19 protein-coding genes and 1 tRNA gene are annotated in these 21,767 nt (G+C 63.0%); 18 read left to right on the forward strand and 2 right to left on the reverse strand.

What is annotated here, in order from left to right; translation table 11 throughout:
- The first annotated feature begins 2 nt into the window (after positions 1-2).
- From nuoG to LB532_RS07710, 15 genes are all read left to right on the forward strand, one after another.
- Entirely contained in the window at positions 3-2,084 is a 2,082-nt protein-coding gene (nuoG, locus tag LB532_RS07640) for an NADH-quinone oxidoreductase subunit NuoG (protein ID WP_140639099.1), read from the forward strand.
- 2 nt (positions 2,085-2,086) lie between these two features.
- Complete coding sequence (nuoH, locus tag LB532_RS07645) at positions 2,087-3,130, forward strand: NADH-quinone oxidoreductase subunit NuoH (protein ID WP_140639098.1); 1,044 nt, start codon at positions 2,087-2,089, stop codon at positions 3,128-3,130.
- Positions 3,130-3,621 (forward strand): NADH-quinone oxidoreductase subunit NuoI, encoded by a 492-nt coding sequence (nuoI, locus tag LB532_RS07650; RefSeq protein WP_140553634.1) that lies wholly within the window; start codon positions 3,130-3,132, stop codon positions 3,619-3,621. Before nuoH ends, nuoI begins: the two co-directional genes overlap by 1 nt.
- A gap of 226 nt (positions 3,622-3,847) precedes the next feature.
- Positions 3,848-4,468 (forward strand): NADH-quinone oxidoreductase subunit J, encoded by a 621-nt coding sequence (locus LB532_RS07655; protein ID WP_140495585.1) that lies wholly within the window; start codon positions 3,848-3,850, stop codon positions 4,466-4,468.
- Position 4,469: 1 nt separating this feature from the next.
- Entirely contained in the window at positions 4,470-4,778 is a 309-nt protein-coding gene (nuoK, locus tag LB532_RS07660; RefSeq protein WP_019858930.1) for an NADH-quinone oxidoreductase subunit NuoK, read from the forward strand.
- 10 nt (positions 4,779-4,788) lie between these two features.
- The gene (nuoL, locus tag LB532_RS07665) at positions 4,789-6,762 is read left to right on the forward strand and encodes an NADH-quinone oxidoreductase subunit L (RefSeq protein ID WP_140639097.1); all 1,974 of its coding nucleotides are present in this window, start codon (positions 4,789-4,791) and stop codon (positions 6,760-6,762) included.
- A complete protein-coding gene (locus LB532_RS07670) occupies positions 6,762-8,267 on the forward strand; it encodes an NADH-quinone oxidoreductase subunit M (protein WP_140495587.1) in 1,506 nt (501 codons plus the stop codon). The genes nuoL and LB532_RS07670 overlap by 1 nt, the downstream gene beginning before the upstream one ends.
- 19 nt (positions 8,268-8,286) lie before the next feature.
- Positions 8,287-9,723: an NADH-quinone oxidoreductase subunit NuoN gene (gene nuoN / locus LB532_RS07675; RefSeq protein WP_140639096.1), complete on the forward strand. Its 1,437-nt coding sequence runs from the start codon at positions 8,287-8,289 to the stop codon at positions 9,721-9,723.
- 4 nt (positions 9,724-9,727) lie between these two features.
- Positions 9,728-10,549, forward strand: a complete 822-nt coding sequence (locus LB532_RS07680; RefSeq protein WP_140639095.1) for a biotin--[acetyl-CoA-carboxylase] ligase — start codon at positions 9,728-9,730, stop codon at positions 10,547-10,549.
- A gap of 93 nt (positions 10,550-10,642) precedes the next feature.
- Positions 10,643-12,313 carry a ribonuclease J gene (locus LB532_RS07685; protein WP_140639094.1) on the forward strand — a complete coding sequence of 557 codons (1,671 nt, stop codon included), beginning with the start codon at positions 10,643-10,645 and terminating at the stop codon, positions 12,311-12,313.
- Between the two features lie 118 nt (positions 12,314-12,431).
- A complete protein-coding gene (gene mce, locus LB532_RS07690; protein ID WP_140639093.1) occupies positions 12,432-12,836 on the forward strand; it encodes a methylmalonyl-CoA epimerase in 405 nt (134 codons plus the stop codon).
- A complete protein-coding gene (locus tag LB532_RS07695) occupies positions 12,833-13,117 on the forward strand; it encodes a DUF1467 family protein (protein ID WP_140495592.1) in 285 nt (94 codons plus the stop codon). The genes mce and LB532_RS07695 overlap by 4 nt, the downstream gene beginning before the upstream one ends.
- 634 nt (positions 13,118-13,751) lie before the next feature.
- Positions 13,752-15,080 (forward strand): proline--tRNA ligase, encoded by a 1,329-nt coding sequence (proS, locus tag LB532_RS07700; RefSeq protein WP_140639092.1) that lies wholly within the window; start codon positions 13,752-13,754, stop codon positions 15,078-15,080.
- Complete coding sequence (locus LB532_RS07705) at positions 15,077-16,363, forward strand: lipoprotein-releasing ABC transporter permease subunit (protein WP_140639091.1); 1,287 nt, start codon at positions 15,077-15,079, stop codon at positions 16,361-16,363. Before proS ends, LB532_RS07705 begins: the two co-directional genes overlap by 4 nt.
- On the forward strand, positions 16,363-17,043 hold the full coding sequence (locus tag LB532_RS07710; protein WP_140495870.1) for an ABC transporter ATP-binding protein: 681 nt from the start codon (positions 16,363-16,365) through the stop codon (positions 17,041-17,043). The genes LB532_RS07705 and LB532_RS07710 overlap by 1 nt, the downstream gene beginning before the upstream one ends.
- A 113-nt stretch (positions 17,044-17,156) precedes the next feature.
- Here the strand turns inward: LB532_RS07710 and LB532_RS07715 are convergent, their stop codons facing one another.
- Entirely contained in the window at positions 17,157-17,354 is a 198-nt protein-coding gene (locus tag LB532_RS07715; protein ID WP_140639090.1) for a hypothetical protein, read from the reverse strand.
- 421 nt (positions 17,355-17,775) lie between these two features.
- Here LB532_RS07715 and LB532_RS07720 point away from each other — a divergent pair, with 421 nt between their 5' ends.
- Positions 17,776-19,023 carry a site-2 protease family protein gene (locus LB532_RS07720; RefSeq protein ID WP_140639089.1) on the forward strand — a complete coding sequence of 416 codons (1,248 nt, stop codon included), beginning with the start codon at positions 17,776-17,778 and terminating at the stop codon, positions 19,021-19,023.
- Between the two features lie 16 nt (positions 19,024-19,039).
- Here the strand turns inward: LB532_RS07720 and lipB are convergent, their stop codons facing one another.
- On the reverse strand, positions 19,040-19,783 hold the full coding sequence (gene lipB, locus LB532_RS07725) for a lipoyl(octanoyl) transferase LipB (RefSeq protein WP_140639088.1): 744 nt from the start codon (positions 19,781-19,783) through the stop codon (positions 19,040-19,042).
- Between the two features lie 180 nt (positions 19,784-19,963).
- Here lipB and LB532_RS07730 point away from each other — a divergent pair.
- Together LB532_RS07730 and mgtE are read left to right on the forward strand one after the other, a co-directional pair.
- Positions 19,964-20,048: transfer RNA gene (locus LB532_RS07730), tRNA-Leu, on the forward strand.
- A gap of 192 nt (positions 20,049-20,240) precedes the next feature.
- A complete protein-coding gene (mgtE, locus tag LB532_RS07735) occupies positions 20,241-21,659 on the forward strand; it encodes a magnesium transporter (protein WP_140639087.1) in 1,419 nt (472 codons plus the stop codon).
- The last annotated feature ends 108 nt before the right edge of the window (positions 21,660-21,767 follow it).

Below are 21,767 nucleotides of genomic sequence, written 5' to 3' on the forward strand. Positions count from 1 at the left end.
GAATGGCAAAGCTCAAGGTCGACGGGAAAGAAATCACTGTACCCGACCATTACACGTTGCTGCAGGCGGCAGAGGACGCGGGCGCGGAAGTGCCGCGCTTCTGCTTCCACGAGCGGTTGTCGATCGCCGGCAATTGCCGCATGTGCCTGATCGAGGTGAAGGGCGGGCCGCCCAAGCCGCAAGCGTCCTGCGCCATGGGCGTGCGCGACCTGCGTCCCGGTCCGAACGGCGAGGCGCCGGAAATCTTCACCAACACGCCGATGGTCAAGAAGGCCAGGGAAGGCGTGATGGAATTCCTGCTGATCAACCATCCGCTGGATTGCCCGATCTGCGACCAGGGCGGCGAATGCGACCTGCAGGACCAGGCGATGGCCTTCGGCGTTGATTCCTCGCGCTATCACGAGAACAAGCGCGCGGTCGAAGACAAGTATATCGGCCCGCTGGTCAAGACGGTGATGAACCGCTGCATCCACTGCACGCGCTGCGTTCGCTTCACCACCGAGGTTGCCGGCATTTCCGAACTCGGCCTGATCGGCCGCGGCGAGGATGCCGAGATCACCACCTATCTCGAGCAGGCGATGACCTCGGAGCTGCAGGGCAACGTCATCGACCTATGCCCCGTCGGCGCGCTGACCTCCAAGCCTTTCGCCTTCCAGGCACGGCCGTGGGAGCTGACCAAGACCGAATCCATCGACGTCATGGATGCCGTCGGCTCGGCGATCCGCGTCGACAGCCGCGGCCGCGAGGTGATGCGCATCCTGCCGCGCGTCAACGAGGCGGTGAACGAGGAATGGATCTCCGACAAGACCCGCTTCATCTGGGACGGCTTGCGCACGCAGCGCCTCGACCGGCCCTATGTGCGCAAGGACGGTAAGCTGGTCCCGGCGAGCTGGGCCGAGGCCTTCGCGGCAATCAAGGACGCCGTGTCGAAGACTACGCCCGAGAAGATCGGCGCCGTAGCGGGCGATCTTGCCGCGGTCGAGGAAATCTACGCCCTGAAGCTCCTGATGACCGCACTCGGTTCGAAGAACATGGATTGCCGCCAGGACGGCGCCGCGCTCGATCCGTCGCTTGGCCGGGCAAGCTACATTTTCAACCCCACCATCGAAGGTATCGAACAGGCGGACGCGGTGCTGATCATCGGCGCCAATCCGCGCTTCGAAGCCTCGGTGCTCAACGCCCGCATCCGCAAGCGCTGGCGGGTCGGCAATCTGCCGGTCGGCGTCATCGGCGATGTCGGGGATACACGTTATGACTACGAACTGCTGGGCGCAGGACCGGAATCGCTCAAGGATCTGGCCGACGGCAATGGCAAGTTCTTCCAGGTGCTGAAGAAGGCGACGCATCCGCTCATCATCGTCGGCCAGGGCGCGCTGGCGCGCCCCGATGGCGCGGCCGTACTCGGCCAGGCGGCGAAGCTCGCCGCCTCCGTCAATGCCGCAAGGGCGGACTGGAACGGCTTTGCCATCCTGCACAATGCGGCGGCGCGCGTCGGCGGCCTCGACCTTGGCTTCGTGCCGAGCGAGGGCGGCAGGAACGTCGCCGGCATGCTGGGCGAGACGGACGTGCTGTTCCTGCTTGGCGCCGACGAGATCGACATGGCAAAGACCGGCGGCGCTTTCGTCGTCTATGTCGGCACCCATGGCGACGCCGGCGCGCACCGCGCCAACGTCATCCTGCCGGGTGCCGCCTATACCGAGAAATCAGGCACTTACGTCAACACGGAAGGGCGCGTGCAGCAGACCAACCGCGCCGGCTTCGCGCCGGGCGACGCGCGCGAGGATTGGGCCATCATCAGGGCATTGTCGGATGTACTGGGCAAGAAGTTGCCGTTCGATTCGCTGCCGCAGCTGCGCGCTAAACTCTACGGCGAATACCCGCATCTTGCCCGCATCGACCAGGTTGCTGCGGGCAATGCCGAGGATATCGCCAATGTGGCGAAGCTCGGCGGACGGCTGAACAAGGGCACGTTCACGTCGCCGGTCCAGGACTTCTACCTGACCAACCCGATCGCGCGGGCCTCTGCCGTGATGGCGGAATGCTCTGCGCTGGCCAAGAGCGGCTTCAAGCAGGCGGCGGAATAAGCATGGACACCTTCTTCTCCTTTTACGTGCTGCCGGCGCTGATCATCGTGTTGAAGTCGGTCGTACTGATCGTCGTGCTTCTCATCGCCGTCGCCTATCTGCTCTATGCCGACCGCAAGATCTGGGCGGCGGTGCAACTTCGCCGAGGCCCGAACGTCGTCGGCCCCTGGGGTACGCTGCAGGCTTTTGCCGACCTGTTGAAGTTCGTCTTCAAGGAGCCGGTGATCCCGTCCGGCGCCAACAAGGGCGTGTTCCTTTTGGCGCCGTTGGTATCGGCGGTTCTGGCGATCTCGGCCTGGGCGGTCATTCCGGTCAGTCAGGGCTGGGCCGTCGCCAACGTCAATGTCGGTATCCTCTATGTCTTCGCCATCTCCTCGCTCGAGGTCTATGGCGTGATCATGGGCGGCTGGGCGTCCAATTCGAAATATCCGTTCCTCGGGGCGCTGCGTTCGGCCGCACAAATGGTGTCCTACGAGGTCTCGATCGGCTTCGTCATCGTCACCGTGCTGCTTTGCGTCGGCTCGCTCAACCTGTCCGACATCGTGCTGTCTCAGCAGGATGGGCTCGGCACCAAGCTCGGCCTGCCCAACACCTTCCTCGACTGGCACTGGCTGTCGCTGCTGCCGATGTTCGTCATCTTCTTCATCTCGGCCCTGGCCGAGACGAATCGCCCGCCTTTCGACCTGGTCGAAGCCGAATCGGAACTGGTCGCCGGCCACATGGTCGAATATTCATCGACGCCGTTCCTGCTGTTCTTCCTCGGCGAATATGTCGCCGTCGTGCTGATGTGCGCGCTGGCCACCATCCTGTTCCTCGGCGGCTGGCTGCCGCCGTTCAACTTCGCGCCCTTCACCTGGGTGCCGGGGGTGATCTGGTTCGTGCTCAAGATCTGCCTGATGTTCTTCATGTTCTCCATGGTGAAGGCGTTCGTGCCGCGTTACCGCTACGACCAGCTGATGCGGCTTGGCTGGAAGGTGTTCCTGCCGATCTCGCTGTTCATGGTGGTGCTGACCGCCGCCTTTCTCAAGATCATGGGGTTTGCGTGATGTCCGCTCTGTCCCAGGCCGCCAAATCGCTGCTGTTGAAGGATTTCGTCGGTGCCTTCTTCTTGTCGATGCGCCAGTTCTTCGCGCCGAAGGAGACGATCAATTATCCGCACGAGAAAGGGCCGGTGAGCCCGCGCTTCCGCGGCGAGCACGCACTGCGCCGTTATCCCAATGGCGAGGAACGCTGCATCGCCTGCAAATTGTGCGAGGCGATCTGCCCGGCGCAGGCCATCACCATCGAGGCCGGCCCGCGCCGCAATGACGGCACGCGCCGTACCGTGCGCTACGACATCGACATGGTGAAGTGCATCTATTGCGGCTTCTGCCAGGAAGCCTGCCCGGTCGACGCCATCGTCGAGGGGCCGAATTTCGAATTCGCGACCGAGACGCGCGAGGAACTCTACTACGACAAGGACAGGCTGCTGGCGAATGGCGACCGGTGGGAGCGCGAACTGGCGCGCAACATCTCGCTGGACGCACCGTACCGCTGATATCGCATGGACGGGGGCGAGGGCCCTTGTCCGGGGATGACCCGAAGCATTTCAGGCAAAGTCATCCCTCAGAACTTCAGAGTTGCCCATGTTTCTTTGCGCCGGGTCTTTCAACCCGGTTGAAACATGGGCTAGGACAACGCGGCTTCGCACCGGAGGCGGAACGAAGCCACAGACAACAAACAGGACGAACGTCCTGTTTGGACAGGAACCCGGGGGAACCCCAATGCTGAGTGGACTAGAGGCGGCCTTTTTCTACCTCTTCGCCTTTGTCGCCGTGGCGTCGGCGTTCATGGTCATTTCGTCGCGCAACCCCGTGCATTCGGTGCTGTTCCTGATCCTGACCTTCTTCAACGCCGCCGGCCTGTTCATGCTGACGGGCGCCGAGTTCCTGGCGATGATCCTGCTCGTCGTCTATGTCGGCGCTGTCATGGTGCTGTTCCTGTTCGTCGTCATGATGCTCGACGTCGACTTCGCCGAGATGAAGGAAGGCGCCCTGCAATATGCGCCGATAGGCGCGCTGGTCGGGCTGATCCTGGCGGCGGAACTGATCGTGGTGCTCGGTGGCTATACATTCGCCCCGCAGCTCGCCTCGACGGTATCGAAGCCGATTCCCGATCTCGCGGCGCGCTCGAATACGGCAGCGCTCGGCGACATCCTCTATACGGACTACCTCTACTACTTCCAGATCTCGGGCCTCGTGCTGCTGGTGGCCATGATCGGCGCCATCGTTTTGACGCTGCGCCACAAGGAAGGGGTCAAGCGGCAGTCGATCGCAGCCCAGGTCGCCCGCACGGCGGCGACGGGCATGGAAATCCGCAAGGTCAAGTCGGGCGAAGGAGTCTGAGATGGTCGTCGGCATCGCACATTATCTGACCGTATCGGCGATCCTGTTCACGCTCGGCGTGTTCGGCATCTTCCTGAACCGTAAGAACGTGATCGTCATCCTGATGTCGGTCGAATTGATCCTGCTCGCGGTCAACATCAATTTCGTCGCCTTTTCGGCGGCTCTCGGCGACCTCGTAGGCCAGGTGTTCGCGCTGTTCGTGCTGACGGTCGCGGCGGCGGAGGCCGCCATCGGACTTGCCATTCTCGTCGTCTTCTTCCGCAACCGCGGCTCGATCGCGGTCGAAGACGTGAACATGATGAAGGGTTGACGGAACCACCATGTACCAGGCCATCGTCTTCCTTCCGCTGCTCGGCTTCCTGATCGTCGGCCTGTTCGGCACGTCGCTCGGCGCCAAGGCGTCCGAATACATCACCTCCGGTTTCCTGGTGATCGCGGCGGTGCTGTCGTGGGTTGCTTTCTTCACCGTCGGCTTCGGCCATGGCGAGGTGTTCACCGTGCCGGTGCTGCGCTGGATCCAGTCCGGCGGGTTGGAGGCGTCCTGGGCGCTCAGGATCGATACGCTGACGGTGGTCATGCTGGTGGTGGTCAACACCGTGTCGGCGCTGGTCCATATCTACTCGATCGGCTACATGCACCACGATCCGAACCGGCCGCGTTTCTTCGCCTATCTGTCGCTGTTCACCTTCGCCATGCTGATGCTGGTGACGGCCGACAACCTCGTGCAGATGTTCTTCGGTTGGGAAGGGGTGGGCCTGGCGTCCTACCTGCTGATCGGTTTCTGGTACAAGAAGCCCTCGGCCAACGCCGCGGCCATCAAGGCCTTCGTCGTCAACCGCGTCGGCGATTTCGGCTTCGCGCTCGGCATCTTCGGCGTGTTCGTGCTGTTCGGCTCGGTCAATCTCGGCACCATCTTCGCCAATGCGGCGACGTTCATCCCGGCTGAAGGCGCCCCGCAAGGTGCGGCAGTGCTGACCTTCCTCGGCTATGCGTTGGACAAGCAGGCGGCGATGACGGTCGTCTGCCTGCTGCTGTTCATGGGTGCCATGGGCAAGTCGGCGCAGGTGCCGCTGCACACCTGGCTGCCGGATGCCATGGAAGGGCCGACGCCGGTCTCGGCGCTCATCCATGCCGCCACCATGGTGACGGCCGGCGTGTTCATGCTGGCGCGGCTGTCGCCGCTGTTCGAGCTGTCGCATTCGGCGCTGACGGTGGTGACCTTCATCGGCGCCTTCACCGCCTTCTTCGCGGCGACCGTCGGCCTCGTCCAGAACGACATCAAGCGCGTCATCGCCTATTCGACCTGCTCGCAACTTGGCTACATGTTCGTGGCGCTCGGCGTCGGGGCCTATGGCGCGGCGATCTTCCACCTGTTCACGCATGCCTTCTTCAAGGCGCTGCTGTTCCTCGGCTCGGGCTCGGTCATCCATGCGGTTTCCGACGAGCAGGACATGCGCAAGATGGGCGGCCTGAGGACGCTGATCCCGACGACCTACTGGATGATGGTAATCGGCACCCTGGCGCTGACCGGCGTCGGCATTCCGGTCACCGTCATCGGCACCGCCGGATTCTTCTCCAAGGATGCCATCATCGAGACGGCCTTTGCCGGGCATAATTCCGTGGCGGGCCTCGCCTTCGTGCTGCTGGTGATCGCCGCCGGCTTCACCTCCTTCTATTCCTGGCGGCTGATCTTCATGACCTTCCACGGCAGGCCGCGGGCGAGCCATGAGGTGATGCACCATGTCCATGAATCGCCGCCGGTGATGCTGGTGCCGCTGTTCGTCCTGGCGGCGGGCGCGCTGTTTGCCGGCATCATCTTCCACGGCGCCTTCATCGGCGAGGGCTATGCCGAATTCTGGAAGGCGTCGCTGTTCACGCTGCCGGACAATCACATCCTGCACGACATCCACGAACTGCCGCTGTGGGTGGAACTGTCGCCGTTCATCGCCATGCTGATCGGCCTGGCGCTGGCGTGGAAGTTCTACATCCGCTCGCCGGAAGTGCCGGTCAACCTGGCCGCCCAGCATCGCGGGCTTTATGCCTTCCTGCTCAACAAATGGTATTTCGACGAGCTCTATGACTTCCTGTTCGTGCGGCCGGCCAAACGCCTCGGTTCCTTCCTGTGGAAGACCGGCGACGGCACTGTCATCGACGGTCTCGGGCCTGACGGCATTTCGGCACGCGTCGTCGATGTCACCAACCGCGTCGTCAAGTTGCAGACCGGCTATCTTTATCACTATGCCTTCGCCATGCTGATCGGCGTTGCCGCATTCGTCACCTGGATGATGCTCTGATGACCGCCTGGCCAATTCTGTCGCTGGTCACCTTCCTGCCGCTGGTTGGTGTGCTGCTCATCCTGTTCATCAACGACGACAGCGAAAACGCACGCCGCAACATCCGCGCCATCGCGCTGCTGACGACGACGTTCACATTCATCGTCTCGCTGTTCATCTGGACCGGCTTCGACAATTCGCAAGCCGGCTTCCAGTTCGTCGAGAAGGTCGCCTGGCTCGATTCCGGCATCTCCTACCATATGGGCGTCGACGGCATTTCGATGTTGTTCGTCATCCTGACGACATTCCTGATGCCGCTCTGCATCCTGGCGTCGTGGGAAGCGATCGAGAAGCGCGTCAAGGCCTACATGATCGCCTTCCTGCTGCTCGAAACGCTGATGATCGGCGTGTTCTGCGCGCTCGACATCGTGCTGTTCTACGTCTTCTTCGAAGCCGGCCTGATCCCGATGTTCATCATCATCGGCGTCTGGGGCGGCAAGCGGCGCGTCTATGCCTCCTTCAAGTTCTTCCTCTACACGCTCGCCGGCTCGGTGCTGATGCTGCTCGCCATCATGGCGATGTTCTACCAGTCCGGCACGACCGATATCCCGACGCTGTTGACGCATAATTTCCCCGCCAACATGCAGACATGGCTGTGGCTCGCCTTCTTCGCCTCCTTCGCGGTGAAGATGCCGATGTGGCCGGTGCACACCTGGCTGCCGGATGCCCATGTCGAGGCGCCGACGGCCGGTTCGGTGATCCTGGCCGCCATTCTGCTGAAGATGGGCGGATACGGCTTCCTGCGGTTCTCCTTGCCGATGTTCCCGCTGGCATCCGAGATGTTCGCGCCGCTGGTCTTCGCGCTTTCGGTCGTCGCCATCATCTACACCTCCCTGGTGGCGCTGATGCAGGAGGACATGAAGAAGCTGATCGCCTATTCGTCGGTCGCCCATATGGGCTTCGTGACCATGGGCATCTTCGCCATGAACCAGGAAGGCGTGCAGGGCGCGATCTTCCAGATGCTCAGCCACGGCCTGGTCTCGGGCGCGCTGTTCCTGTGCGTCGGCGTCATCTATGACCGCATGCACACGCGTGAGATCGCCGCCTATGGCGGCCTGGTCAACAACATGCCGAAATACGCCACCGTGTTCCTGATCTTCACCATGGCCAATGTCGGCCTGCCGGGCACGTCAGGCTTCGTCGGCGAGTTCCTGACCATGCTGGGCGTGTTCCGGGTCAATACCTGGGTGGCGTTCTTCGCCGCCACAGGCGTTATCCTGTCGGCGGCCTACGCGCTTTGGCTCTACCGCCGGGTGATCTTCGGCGCGCTGACCAAGGACAGCCTCAAGGGCCTGCTCGACCTCTCGACACGCGAGAAGGCGATCATCTATCCGCTGGTCGTGCTGGTCATCTTCTTCGGCGTCTATCCCGCTCCCGTCTTCGACGCGACGGCCCAGTCGGTCAAGTCGCTCGTCACCAATGTCACCGCATCCATCGGCGCCGCGCAGACCGCGGCGGCGAACTGACCCAGGGGTTTTGCGAACCATGACGCCGGACCTTCTCTCCAGCCTGTCGCTCTCGACGCCCGAGCTGATCCTTGCCATCGGCGCGCTCGCGCTGCTGATGGTCGGGGCCTACTCGCGCGCCAACACCGCCAACACCGTGACCGGCCTTGCCGTCGCCGTGCTGGTGATATCGGGCGCCTGGCTGATCGTCTCCACCGGGCAGGGCAGCGCCTACGGCAATGCCTTCATCCAGGATTCCTTCGCCCGCTTCATGAAGCTGCTGGCGCTGGTGGGCTCGGCGGTGACGCTGATCATGTCGATGCGCTTTGCCAAGGCGGAGCGGTTCGACAAGTTCGAATATCCGGTGCTGATCCTTTTGTGCACGCTCGGCATGATGCTGATGATCTCGGCCAACGGCATGATCGGGCTCTATCTCGGCCTCGAGCTGCAGTCGCTGGCGATCTATGTCTTGTGCGCGATCAACCGCGAGAACCTGCGCTCGACCGAGGCGGGCCTGAAATACTTCGTCCTCGGCGCGCTGTCGTCGGGCATGCTGCTCTATGGCATCAGCTTGGTCTATGGCTATACCGGCAACACCGGCTTCCAGGAGATCGCGACGGCACTGGGCGGCGGTGAGCGCCAGCTTGGCCTCGTCTTCGGCCTGGTCTTCGTGCTGGCCGGCCTCGCCTTCAAGATCTCGGCGGTGCCGTTCCACATGTGGACACCCGACGTCTATGAGGGCGCGCCGACACCGGTGACCGCCTTCCTGGCGGCGGCACCCAAGATGGCGGCTATGGCGCTGATCGTGCGCGTCACCATGGGCGCGTTCAAGCCGATCGCTTCCGACTGGCAGCAGATCATCGTCTTCATCTCGATCGCGTCGATGGCGCTCGGCTCTTTCGCGGCGATCGGCCAGACCAACATCAAGCGCCTGATGGCCTATTCCTCGATTGGCCATATGGGCTACGCTCTGGTTGGCCTTGCCGCCAACAGCCAAGCCGGCGTGCGCGGCGTCGCCATCTATATGCTGATCTATCTGGTGATGACGCTCGGCACCTTCGCCTTCATCCTCGCCATGCGGCGCAAGGAAGGCAATGTCGAGCAGATCAGCGACCTGGCAGGCCTGTCCTCGACCAACCCGATCATGGCCACGATCCTGACCATCCTGATGTTCTCGCTGGCCGGCATCCCGCCGCTCGCCGGCTTCTGGGGGAAGTGGTACGTCTTCCTCGCCGCCATCAATGCCAACCTCTACGCGCTGGCGATCATCGGCGTGCTGGCCTCGGTAGTGGGGGCCTATTATTACCTGCGCATCATCAAGATCATGTGGTTCGACGAACCGGTCGGCGGCTTCGTGCCGATGGCCAGTGAATTGCGCCTCGTACTCGGTGTCTCCGGCGCTTTCGTGCTGTTCTATGTGCTGATCGGCGGGCCGATCGGCACCTATGCCGAAGCCGCCGCCAAGACATTCTTCTGACGGGATGGCATTTCGGCTGGCTCCAACCTCGGCGTCGGAAGGGTTCCGGCTGGAGGCGCATGACAGTGTCGGCTCCACCAATGCGCTGGCGCTGGATCATGCCCGGGCGGGCGACCCCGGCAGATTATGGGTCGTTTCCAAGAAACAGGAAAGCGGGCGCGGGCGGCGCGGCCGCGTCTGGACGACACCCGAAGGCAATCTGGCGGCGACTCTGCTCGTCCTCACCGGGGGCGAGCTTCGCCTCGCCGCGACGCTCGGTTTCGTCGCCGGCCTGGCGCTGGCCGATGCGCTCGATGCCGTGGTGCCGGCGGGCCGGATCGCCATCGGCCTCGACGGCGGCAATGAAGGCAAGAACCGTTTCGAGCTGAAATGGCCGAACGACGTGCTCGCCTCCGGCGCCAAGCTCGCCGGTATCCTGCTGGAATCGGCCATGCTGGACGGCGGCCGTTTCGCTGTGGCGGTCGGCATTGGCGTCAATGTTGTGGCATACCCTGAGGATTTGCCTTATCCCGCGACGTCGCTTCACGCATTGGGTGCGGCATGCGACGCCGAAACGCTGTTCCTGGCGCTGTCGGATGCCTGGAGCGAGAATGCCCGCCTGTGGGATGAGGGGCGCGGACTTGACGCCGTCAGGCGGCGCTGGCTGGCACGCGCGGCGGGGCTTGGCGGCGAGGTTGCTGTCAGAATTGACGGTAATGTGGTGCGCGGGGTGTTCGAGACCATTGACGAGGACTGCCGTTTCGTGATCCGCGACGATGAGGGCTCGGTTCTGACGATCGCCGCCGGCGATGTGCATTTCGGCGCGGTCGCATCCGCCCGGGTATAGTTTTGTTTTTGCGCAATTCCAGACGGAAAACCGTTACAGACTTTCCCGGAATTGCTTCAATGGCTTGGCCTGAGGGCCAGGAAGGAAAAAATCATGGCGAAAGCGGAAAACGCCGAACTCGTCTTCGTGCCGCTGGGCGGCGTCGGCGAGATCGGTATGAACTTCGCTCTCTACGGCTATGGTCCGCCGAGCGCGCGCGAGTGGATCGTCATCGACGTCGGTGTCACCTTTCCCGATGCGGCGCATCCGGGCGTCGACCTGATCCTGCCCGACACGCGCTTCATCGAGGAGAACATCGCCAATTTGCGCGGTATCGTGATCACCCACGCGCATGAGGACCACTATGGCGCGCTGCTCGATATCTGGCCGAGGCTCAAGGCGCCGGTGTGGATGACGCCGTTCAGCGCCGGGCTGCTGGAAGCCAAGCGCCAGGGCGAGCAGGGCGCGCCGAAGATCCCGCTGACCATCTACCGCGCGGGCGAAAAATTCACCGTCGGTCCGTTTGAAATCGAGGCTATCCCGGTCGCGCATTCGATACCCGAACCGATGTCGCTGGCCATCACTTCGCCGGCAGGCACCGTCATCCACACCGGCGACTGGAAGATCGACCCGGCGCCGACGATCGGACCCAAGACCGACGAAGCGCGGTTCCGCGCCTATGGCGACAAGGGCGTGCTGGCGCTGGTCTGCGATTCGACCAATGCGATGCGCGAAGGCGAATCGCCATCGGAAGTCGCGGTCGGCGAGGGGCTGAAAGGGGTTATTCAGGCCGCCAGGGGCCGCGTCGCCGTCACCACCTTTTCCTCCAATGTCGGCCGTATCGTTTCCATCGCCAAGGCGGCGCGCGATGCCGGCCGTCAGTGCCTGGTGCTCGGCCGGTCGCTGAAGCGCGTCATCGATGTCGCCGGCGAGCTCGGCTACATGGATGGTTTGCCGGAGTTCATCGCCGAGGAGGATTTCGGCTTCATTCCGCGCGAAAACCTGGTTGTCATCTGCACCGGCAGCCAGGGCGAGCCGCTGGCGGCTCTGGCCAAGCTGTCGCGCGACGAGATGAAGTCGGTGTCGCTGACGGCCGGTGACACGGTGGTGTTTTCCTCGCGCACCATTCCCGGCAACGAGAAGGCGATCCTCGAAATCAAGAACCGCCTCGTCGACCTCGGCATCAAGATCATCGAGGACGGCGATGCGCTGGTGCATGTCTCCGGCCACCCGCGGCGAAGCGAATTGCGCAAGATGTATGAATGGGTACGGCCGCAGATCGGCGTTCCCGTGCATGGCGAGGCCGCGCATCTGGTGGCGCAGGGCTCGCTGATGTCGACGTCGGGCATCGGCCAGGTGGCGCAGGTGCGCGATGGCGACATGCTGCGGCTTGCTCCCGGCCCTGCCACGATCATCGACCAGGTGCCGTTCGGCCGCATCTACAAGGACGGCAGGTTGATCGGCACCGACCAGGCGATGGGCATTCGCGATCGTCGCAAACTGTCGTTTGCCGGCCATGTCGCGGTCAATGTGGTGCTGGACGAGAAGTATGAGCTCGCCGGCGATCCCGATCTGGTCGCAATCGGCGTCGCCGAGGCCGACGCCAGGGGCGAGACGCTGGAGGACCTGATGATCGATGCGGCAATCGGCGCGGTGGACTCCATCCCCCGTCAGCGCCGAAAAGACCTCGACCTGGTGCAGGAGGCGGTACGCCGTGCCGTACGCGGCGCCGCCAACGAAGCCTGGGGCAAGAAACCGCTGGTGACTGTATTCGTCACGCGGTGACGAATAAGGGAATAGGGGAGTAAGGCAGTAGGGGAGTAGGGAAGAACGAGTAGTTACTTTCTTCAGTCTCATTTCCCCTACTGCCCTACTCCCTTACTCCCCTAAAGCGGAGCGCTCTATGCTTGGACGCCTGAACCATGTCGCGCTTGCGGTGCCGGATCTGGCTGCGGCTGCCGCTTGCTATCGCGACACGCTAGGCGCCGAAGTGAGCGAACCGCAGGCGCTGCCCGGGCATGGCGTCACCGTGGTGTTCGTCAATGTCGGCAACACCAAGATCGAGTTGCTGGAGCCGCTCGGCGAGGGCTCGCCGATCGCGGCTTTCCTCGAGAAGAACCCGTCGGGCGGAATGCACCATCTCTGCTATGAGGTCGACGATATCCTTACCGCGCGGGACCGGCTCCAGGCAGCTGGCGCCCGGGTTCTGGGCGACGGCAAGCCGAAGACCGGCGCGCATGGCAAACCTGTGCTGTTCCTGCATCCGAAGGATTTCTTCGGCACGCTGATCGAACTGGAGCAATCATGAGCTGGGTTTCGTTCACCGCACTGTTTTTCGCGACCTGGTGGGTGGTGCTGTTTGCCGTTCTGCCGTTCAGCGTCAGGACGCAGGATGACGACCGTGACGTGACGCTGGGCACGGTGCCGAGCGCGCCGCGCGGACCACATATGCTGCGTGCGGTGATCCGCACCACCGTCGCCACGGCGGTGCTCATGGGCATTTTCTACGGCCTGACGCACGGGCTGGGATATAGCCTCAACGACATCCCGCACATCGTGCCGGAATTCGGCCAGGCCACGGCAAAATAGCAGCATTCAAACTGGGCTCTTGCGCTCGGGCGAGGCCGCGCCGCCATTCGGCGCCGGCGTACCTGTTCAGGCTTCAAAAAATCATGACGCGGGGTAAGGTGATTTGGCAACGCATTGCGCTAAGCAGGTGATTGCACAAAAAAAATGCAAGGCACAAGGCCTTGCAATTTAAACGCGTCCGATCTGTTTCCGGTTTCCGGCGGCAGCGAGTAACCGCGCCTAGATCGCATCCTCCCAAGACTTTGACCGCGTAGGAGAACAGATTTTTCTCTGCTCTCTCGGTTATCGGGGCACATTAGCCCAACGGAAATGAAAATGTCACGAAGAATTTTGCCTTGAAACGGGCATTCTCGTGCTGCACTGCACAATAGTATGGCAGGCTTTGCTTGGGAAACCACCAGCAGGGCGTTTTATGCAACCGTGGCTCCTTCGATCGTCCAGCATTCGCGGCGCGGGCGAGTGGTGCTCAAAACCCTTTTCATTCCGCGCACCACGCCCGTTCGAAAGCTGAATTTCCGTTTTCCGGGTCGATGCGTCCGGGTTCCCATTGTGCCATGAAATGGCTATGAAGCCGGGGCAAGCAAGCCTGCGTCGCACCGATTCTGGCGCGGCCTCCTCATTCACGGACCAGTCCATGCGTTTGTCGCGCTATTTCCTGCCCATCCTCAAAGAGAATCCGCGCGAGGCGGAGATCGTCTCGCATCGGCTGATGCTGCGCGCCGGCATGATCCGCCAGCAGGGGCAGGGCAGTTTTTCCTGGCTGCCGCTGGGCAAGCGGGTCCTGGACAAGGTCTGCCAAATCATCCGGGAGGAACAGAACCGCGCCGGCGCGCTGGAAATCCTGATGCCGACCATCCAGTCGGCCGATCTGTGGCGCGAAAGCGGCCGTTACAACGACTACGGCAAGGAGATGCTGCGCATCAAGGACCGCCAGGACCGCGACATGCTTTACGGCCCGACCAACGAGGAAATGGTCACCGAGATCTTCCGCGCCTATGTAAAGTCCTACAAGGACCTGCCGCTCAACCTCTACCACATCCAGTGGAAGTTCCGCGACGAGGTGCGGCCGCGCTTCGGCGTCATGCGCAGCCGGGAATTCCTGATGAAGGATGCCTACTCCTTCGATCTCGATTTCGAAGGCGCGAGAGCCGCCTACAACAGGATGTTCGTGTCCTATCTCCGCACCTTCACCCGCATGGGCCTGCAGGCGATCCCGATGCGGGCCGACACTGGCCCGATCGGCGGCGATCTGAGCCATGAATTCATCATCCTGGCCGACACCGGCGAGAGCCAGGTGTTCTGCCATCGCGATTATCTGTCGCTCGGCGTGCCCGGAGCCAACACCGATTTCTCCAACGACGCCGAGATATCAGGCATCGTCAAGACCTGGACGACGCCTTACGCGGCGACCGACGAAATGCATGACGAAGCGGCCTGGGCTGAGGTTCCCGACAGCGACAAGGTTTCGGCGCGCGGTATCGAAGTCGGCCATATCTTCCATTTCGGCGAGAAATACTCCAAGCCGATGGGCGCCAAGGTGACCGGGCCCGACGGCAAGGATCATTTCGCTTCCGGCGGTTCCTACGGCATCGGGCCGTCGCGGCTGGTTGCGGCGATCATCGAAGCCAGCCATGACGAGAACGGCATCATCTGGCCGGAAGCGGTGGCGCCGTTCGATCTCGGCCTGATCAACATGAAAGCCGGCGATGCCGATTGCGACCGCGTCTGCGATGAACTCAACGCAGCTTTCACTGCCGCCGGCAAGGATGTGCTCTATAACGACACCGACCAGCGGCCGGGCGGCAAGTTCGCCACCGCCGACCTGATCGGCCTGCCCTGGCAGGTGATCGTCGGACCGCGCGGCGTGGCCGCCGGCGAGGTCGAGATCAAGAACCGCAAGACCGGCGAGCGCGTGACGCTGCCGATCGCCGATGCGAAAAAACGCTTCGGTGCCGCCGCATGAGCGAGGCGGCGGCAGCCAGACCGGCAGGCGCCGGACCGTTTTCCATCTTCGAACGCACGGTGGCGTGGCGCTATCTGCGCTCGCGACGCAAGGAGACGGTGATCTCGGTCATCGCCTCGATATCTTTTCTCGGCATCATGCTGGGGGTGGCGACGCTGATCGTGGTGATGGCCGTCATGAACGGGTTCAGGGCCGAGCTGCTCACCCGCATCCTCGGCGTCAACGGCCATCTCATCGTGCAGCCGCTGGATTCGCCGCTCGAGGACTATGCGCAGGTCGCCGGCCGCATCAACGGCGTGGCCGGCGTCAAATACGCCGTTCCGCTGATCGACGGCCAGGTGCTGGCGCAAGGCAATATCGGCGGCGGCTCCGGTGCGCTGGTACGCGGCATCAGGGGCGAAGACCTTGGCAAGATCGCCATCGTCGCCAGCAATATCAAGCAAGGCTCGATCGCCGATTTCGACACGGGCGAGGGTGTCGCCATAGGCAAGCGCATGGCGGAGAATCTCGGCCTGGCGCTCGGCGACACGATCACGCTGATCTCGCCGGACGGCGACGTGACGCCGCTCGGCACGACGCCGCGCATGAAGGGCTACAAGATCGCGGCGATCTTCGAAGTCGGCATGTCGGAATATGACGCCTCCATCGTCTACATGCCTTTTTCGGAGGCGCAGCTCTATTTCAACATGGATGGGCGAGCCCAGACGATCGAGATCTATGTCGACAATCCCGATGATGTCGACGCGCTGAAACCGAAGGTGGAAGAGGCGGCGCAGCGACCCATTGACCTCGTCGACTGGCGGCAGCGCAACGAGACCTTCTTTTCCGCCCTGCAGGTGGAGCGCAACGTCATGTTCATGATCCTGACGCTGATCGTTCTGGTGGCGGCGCTCAACATCATCTCCGGGCTGGTCATGCTGGTGAAGGACAAGGGACACGACATCGCCATCCTGCGCACCATGGGCGCCTCGCGCGGCGCCATCCTGCGCATATTCCTGATGACGGGCGCGGCGATCGGCGTCACCGGCACCATCGCCGGCGTGCTGCTCGGCGTGGTCATCTGCCTCAACATCGAATCGATCCGCGAGTTCTTCTCCTGGATGACCGGCAAGGTGCTGTTCAATCCGGAGCTCTATTTCCTCAGTCAGTTGCCGGCGAAGATGGATCCGCGCGAGACGACCTATGTCGTCATCATGGCGCTCGGCCTGTCGTTCCTGGCGACATTGTTTCCGGCATGGCGGGCGGCCCGCCTCGATCCGGTCGAAGCGCTGAGGTACGAATGATGGCGCAGGCCATTATCGAATTGAAGAGCGTCGAGCGGCACTATGTCCAGGGGCCGCGCAAGCTCACCATCCTGAACGGTGCGGACTTCTCGCTGAAGCGCGGCGAGATGGTGGCGCTGGTGGCGCCGTCCGGCACCGGCAAATCGACGCTGCTGCATACGGCAGGGCTCCTGGAGCGGCCCGATGCCGGCGACGTGATTCTCTCCGGCCGGGCCTGCGGCCGGCTGTCCGACGACGAGCGCACCTCGATCCGCCGCAACGATGTCGGCTTCGTCTACCAGTTCCACCATCTGCTGCCGGAGTTTTCGGCGCTGGAAAACATCATGATGCCGCAGCTTATCAAAGGGCTGCCGCGCAAGGAGGCGGCCGAGCGCGCGGCGCAGTTGCTCGACTATATGCAGATCGGCAAGCGCGCATCGCACCGGCCGTCCGAACTGTCGGGCGGCGAGCAGCAGCGCGTGGCAATCGCCCGCGCGGTCGCCAATGCGCCGCTGGTGCTGCTGGCAGACGAGCCCACCGGCAATCTCGACCCGGTCACTGCTTCCTATGTGTTCGAGGCGCTGGAGGCATTGGTGCGGCAATCGGGCCTCGCGGCGCTGATCGCCACCCATAATCACCAGCTGGCAGCGCGCATGGACCGGCGCGTCACCCTGGCCGAGGGCAAGGTGGTACCGCTTTAGGGGCACCTCGATGTCCGCTGCGAGATCGGGTCCAATCTTAACTACGTCCAGTGAGATTTCCGCGAGTTTAGTTTGCCATCAGGGATACTGATCTTTCCGGGAGTCCCTCAAGATCAGAGCCGCCAATGAGCCTTCAGTGCGATCAGGGTGGAAGAGATCGCGATCATCACCAGGATGAGCAGCCAGGTTACAAAGTTGCGCGAGAGGCGCCACCGGCGGCCTTGCCTCATGCGCTTTCGCCAGCGATCAGCTTGATTGGCGCCTTCGTGTTGCCCCACGTCCATCACTCGGCAGTCGTACAGCTTACCCACTATTGTCTCGACTAGGATTGAGTGCAAGCAGGCGCTCATCCATACGCTGCGGGACGATAGCGGCGCCGACATCTTCCTGACCTGTTGATAGGTCCCGCACCATCAACCTTTTCTTAACCCTGCCGGTTGGATCGCTCGAAGATTCCGGCTGCGGACGGATTCTGCTCGTTGACTTTGAGACAAAATTAGAACAAATTGCGAACATATCAACAACAGGAGAGAGTTATGACCGATCTGGTTCAGGATGTCATCTCGCTGGTTTGCATGAGCACCTTCCTCATTTCCATGGCGATCTGGATCGGAGCCATGTGAGGTGACGGTGTCTGCCGTCTTTGTTCCGGCGGACGAAAGTCCGTCTTGCCGTTAAGCCTTTCTTGCCGCCATGGCGCTAGGGTATCGCTCCTGAAAGCAGGAGCGCCGCGTGTCGCCCATCGTCACCGCCTTCCTCGTGGCCAGCAATCTCGGGCTGATTTTTCTCCTGATGAGCGTGCCGCTTGGTTTGCGCACCATCAGGCTCAGCCGCACGGTCGCGGCCGACCGGCAGCGCCTGTGGCAGGCGCTGTGGCCGCTCGGGAGCAATGCCGGCTGGTCCGGCGAAATCCTCTCGGCAGAGATGCTGGGCGAGGGACTGGTCCGCACCAGAATGTCCTGGGAGGGCCGGGACGGCCAGCCGATCGAACGCAAGGCCCTGCTCGAGAATGTCGTGCATGGCAGGTGCTTTTCGATGCGCGTCATCGAGGACACGGCGCTCGATCCGTCTTTCTGGGCGCATTATCGGGAAACCGCGCAGTTGGTCTCGATTGGCGAGGCCACCCGGGTGACGCTCACCCAGACCGACCGTTACCGCGGCGTGGCCTTCTTGGTGTTCCGCTATTTCGCCATGCGCCGCGAACTCGCCAAGCTGGATGGCTGGGCCAGGACAGGGCGGTATCGCAAGGGCGGCTGGTTCGAACATCCGCTGAGCCAGCTCGGCTTCGCCGCCCTCTCGGCATTCATCCTGTGGCCGTTCTTCGGGCTTCACCGCGGCGGGCTGGCGCTGGCCGCGATCCTGACTTCCGTTGTCGCCCTGCACGAGCTCGGCCACATGGCGGCATTCCGCCTGATGGGCCATCGCAGGGCGCGCATGATCTTCATCCCGCTCCTCGGCGGCGTCGCCATTGGCGGCCGGCCCTATGACAGCCGTTTCGAAGTCGCGTTCGTGGCGCTGATGGGCGCCGGGTTCTCTGCTTTCCTGGTGCCGTTGGCGATGATGGGCAGTACGTTTGCAAGCGCGGAAGGGCACTGGCTTACCGCGACATTGCTGGCGACACTGGCGGGCTGTGCTGCCCTGTTCAACATCGCCAATCTGGTGCCGGTGTGGAAATTCGATGGCGGCCAGGTGCTGCGCCAGATCTGCCCGGGGCCGGTCGCGCTGGCGCTGGCCTCCTTTTTCCTGTTCTCGGCCTTCCTCGCGCTTGGCTGGCAGGCCGGCTTTTCCACCGGCTTTCTGCTCGCGGCCGGCGCGGTCTTTGCAATCCTCAGCCTTCTGACTGCGGGCAGCGGGGTGAGGCCGCGCCACGAACTGAAGCCGATCCGCACAGCCGACCGTTTCGTCATCGCCGGCGCGCTGCTGGCGGTGTTCGTCATCCACGGCTATGGAGTGCTCTGGGCGTCCGCACGGCTGATCTGAGCTGTCCGGAAAGCGTTCAGCCGGCCTCGCGGACTGTTTCCAAGGGCAAGGCCGTAGCCGGGCCGAAGACATCCTCGAACGCTGATTTCAGCGCCAGATCGAGATCGGCCATCGTCACCGGCAGCCCGAGATCGACGAGGCTGGTGACGCCATGGTCCTGCACGCCGCACGGCACGATACCGCTGAAATGGCCGAGGTCCGGCTCGACATTGATGGCGATGCCGTGAAAACTCACCCAGCGCCTGAGCCGAATGCCTATTGCCGCGATCTTGTCCTCGGCGGCAGAGCCGTCCGGGAGGGCAGGGCGATCGGGCCGCACCACCCAGACGCCGACGCGATCCTCACGGCGCTCGCCATTGACGTTGAAGGCGGCGAGCGTGCCGATGATCCATTGTTCGAGGGCGGCGACGAAGGCGCGCACATCCTCGCGGCGGCGTTTCAGGTCGAGCATGACGTAGGCGACGCGCTGGCCCGGCCCATGATAGGTGTATTCGCCGCCGCGGCCGGCCGAAAACACCGGGAACCGGGTGGCGTCGATCAGGTCCTCGCTACGCGCACTGGTGCCGGCGGTATAGAGGGGCGGATGCTCGACCAGCCAGACCATCTCGCCGGCGGCCCCGCTGCGGATCGCTTCGGCGCGCGCCTCCATGAAGGCAAGCGCCTCGGGGTAGGCGGTGAGGCCGGGCTCGATCGCCCATTCGACGGGCGCCGAACCGGGCAAAGGCAGGAACGACGTGGCGATCTGGCTGCGTTCTGGCATGGGATGTCTCTTGTTGTACTCCATATGGCGATATCGGGCCGAAACGTCCAGTTCGCGGTGCATTTTGACGCTTTGATCCGTTATGGCAATTCCCAGCGATTAAATGCTCGGGGCGCACTTGTTTCGCCGGAAACGATTTGCTACACGCCGCGAGCCGGTCGGTTCCGGCTCCTACCACGTGCGGTCGTGGCGGAATTGGTAGACGCGCAGCGTTGAGGTCGCTGTGGGGCAACCCGTGGAAGTTCGAGTCTTCTCGACCGCACCATTCTCTCTTCCGGGAATCTCATTTGTAGCGGCACCTCCAGCCCAACGGACCGCGCATTTCGTTTGATATTCCCGCGCGTTACGCCAGTTTCTTTTGAGCGTCGGATTTTCCCGAAACCGGTTTCCCCTTTCGGGTCCGATGTTCTAGACCTGAGACGCACCTTTTCCAGGATTGCAATGGCGGGAGGCGCTGGTGGAAGGCCAGGACGAACGGACGACCGGCGCTGGGGTCGCTGACGAACACCGCGCCGACATCTACGGTGAGGACGGCGCTGTCCTTTCGTCCTTTCTCGCCCAGATCGGCGCGGCGATCGCCGACCGCGATACGCTCACGCTCAAGCGTGAGGTCGACGACCTGCACCAGTCGGAAATGGGCGACCTGATCGAGGCGCTGCATCCCGACCAGCGGCGCGCCCTTGTCGAGCTTTTGGGGGCCGACTTCGATTTTTCCGCGCTGACCGAGGTCGACGAGGCGATCCGCATGGACATCGTCGACAATCTGCCCAACGCGCAGATTGCCCAGGCGGTGCAGGAACTCGATTCCGACGACGCGGTCTACATCCTCGAGGACCTCGAACCGGAGGACCAGGACGAGATCCTGTCGCAACTGCCGTTTACCGAGCGCATCAGGCTACGCCGCTCGCTCGACTATCCCGAGGAGACCGCCGGGCGGCGCATGCAGACGGAGTTCGTCGCAGTGCCGCCGTTCTGGACGGTCGGCCAGACCATCGACTACATGCGCGAGGACAAGAACCTTCCCGACCGCTTCAGCCAGATCTTCGTCATCGACCCGAGCTTCAAGCTGCTTGGCGCCATAGACCTCGACCAGATCCTGCGCACCAAGCGCTCGGTCAAGGTCGAGGAGGTCATGCATGAGACGCGGCACGCCATTCCGGCCACAATGGACCAGGAAGAGGCCGCGCGGGAGTTCGAGCAATATGACCTTCTGTCGGCCGCCGTCGTCGACGAGAACGAGCGGCTGGTCGGCGTGCTGACCATCGACGACGTCGTCGACGTCATTCAGCAGGAAGCCGAGGAAGATCTCCTGCGCATGGGCGGCGTCGGCGACGAAGAGCTTTCCGACAGCATCTTTTCGACCTCGCGTTCGCGTGTTCCATGGCTGCTTGTCAATCTCCTGACCGCCTTCCTGGCGGCATCGGTGATCGGCCTGTTCGACCACACGATCGAGCGCATCGTGGCGCTCGCCGTGCTGATGCCGATCGTGGCCGGGATGGGCGGCAATGCCGGTTCGCAGACCATGACCGTCACCGTGCGCGCGCTGGCGACAAGGGATCTCGACATCTACAATGCCGGCCGCATCATTCGCCGCGAGATGGGCGTGGGCTTCATCAACGGCATCGTTTTCGCCATATTGATCGGCATCGTCGCCGCCGTCTGGTTCCGCGATGCCAATCTGGGCGGCATCATCGCCGCGGCCATGATCATCAACATGTTCGTTGCGGCCCTTGCCGGCATCCTGATCCCGCTGCTGCTCGACCGCTTCAAGGTCGATCCCGCGGTCGCTTCGGCGGTTTTCGTCACCACGGTCACCGACGTCGTTGGCTTCTTCGCCTTTCTCGGCCTTGCCACGTGGTGGTTCGGCGTCCATTGATCCGGCTCAATTGACTTTTACGTAAATGCCGTGCGAGGCTCGGCGACAGGCAGACTGCGGCCGATCCGGCAGGTCTGCGGCGGACGGAGAGCAGCAATCGCCAGTCTC

Source organism: Mesorhizobium sp. ESP-6-2, assembly GCF_020164675.1.
In the GTDB taxonomy this organism is placed as follows: domain Bacteria; phylum Pseudomonadota; class Alphaproteobacteria; order Rhizobiales; family Rhizobiaceae; genus Mesorhizobium.

What these genes read in the sequence shown, in the direction of transcription:
- nuoG (WP_140639099.1), top strand. Translation starts at nt 3, where the DNA reads ATGGCAAAGCTCAAGGTCGACGGGAAAGAAATCACTGTACCCGACCAT.
- nuoH (WP_140639098.1), top strand. Translation starts at nt 2,087, where the DNA reads ATGGACACCTTCTTCTCCTTTTACGTGCTGCCGGCGCTGATCATCGTG.
- nuoI (WP_140553634.1), top strand. Translation starts at nt 3,130, where the DNA reads ATGTCCGCTCTGTCCCAGGCCGCCAAATCGCTGCTGTTGAAGGATTTC.
- LB532_RS07655 (WP_140495585.1), top strand. Translation starts at nt 3,848, where the DNA reads ATGCTGAGTGGACTAGAGGCGGCCTTTTTCTACCTCTTCGCCTTTGTC.
- nuoK (WP_019858930.1), top strand. Translation starts at nt 4,470, where the DNA reads ATGGTCGTCGGCATCGCACATTATCTGACCGTATCGGCGATCCTGTTC.
- nuoL (WP_140639097.1), top strand. Translation starts at nt 4,789, where the DNA reads ATGTACCAGGCCATCGTCTTCCTTCCGCTGCTCGGCTTCCTGATCGTC.
- LB532_RS07670 (WP_140495587.1), top strand. Translation starts at nt 6,762, where the DNA reads ATGACCGCCTGGCCAATTCTGTCGCTGGTCACCTTCCTGCCGCTGGTT.
- nuoN (WP_140639096.1), top strand. Translation starts at nt 8,287, where the DNA reads ATGACGCCGGACCTTCTCTCCAGCCTGTCGCTCTCGACGCCCGAGCTG.
- LB532_RS07680 (WP_140639095.1), top strand. Translation starts at nt 9,728, where the DNA reads ATGGCATTTCGGCTGGCTCCAACCTCGGCGTCGGAAGGGTTCCGGCTG.
- LB532_RS07685 (WP_140639094.1), top strand. Translation starts at nt 10,643, where the DNA reads ATGGCGAAAGCGGAAAACGCCGAACTCGTCTTCGTGCCGCTGGGCGGC.
- mce (WP_140639093.1), top strand. Translation starts at nt 12,432, where the DNA reads ATGCTTGGACGCCTGAACCATGTCGCGCTTGCGGTGCCGGATCTGGCT.
- LB532_RS07695 (WP_140495592.1), top strand. Translation starts at nt 12,833, where the DNA reads ATGAGCTGGGTTTCGTTCACCGCACTGTTTTTCGCGACCTGGTGGGTG.
- proS (WP_140639092.1), top strand. Translation starts at nt 13,752, where the DNA reads ATGCGTTTGTCGCGCTATTTCCTGCCCATCCTCAAAGAGAATCCGCGC.
- LB532_RS07705 (WP_140639091.1), top strand. Translation starts at nt 15,077, where the DNA reads ATGAGCGAGGCGGCGGCAGCCAGACCGGCAGGCGCCGGACCGTTTTCC.
- LB532_RS07710 (WP_140495870.1), top strand. Translation starts at nt 16,363, where the DNA reads ATGGCGCAGGCCATTATCGAATTGAAGAGCGTCGAGCGGCACTATGTC.
- lipB (WP_140639088.1), bottom strand. Translation starts at nt 19,783, where the DNA reads ATGCCAGAACGCAGCCAGATCGCCACGTCGTTCCTGCCTTTGCCCGGT.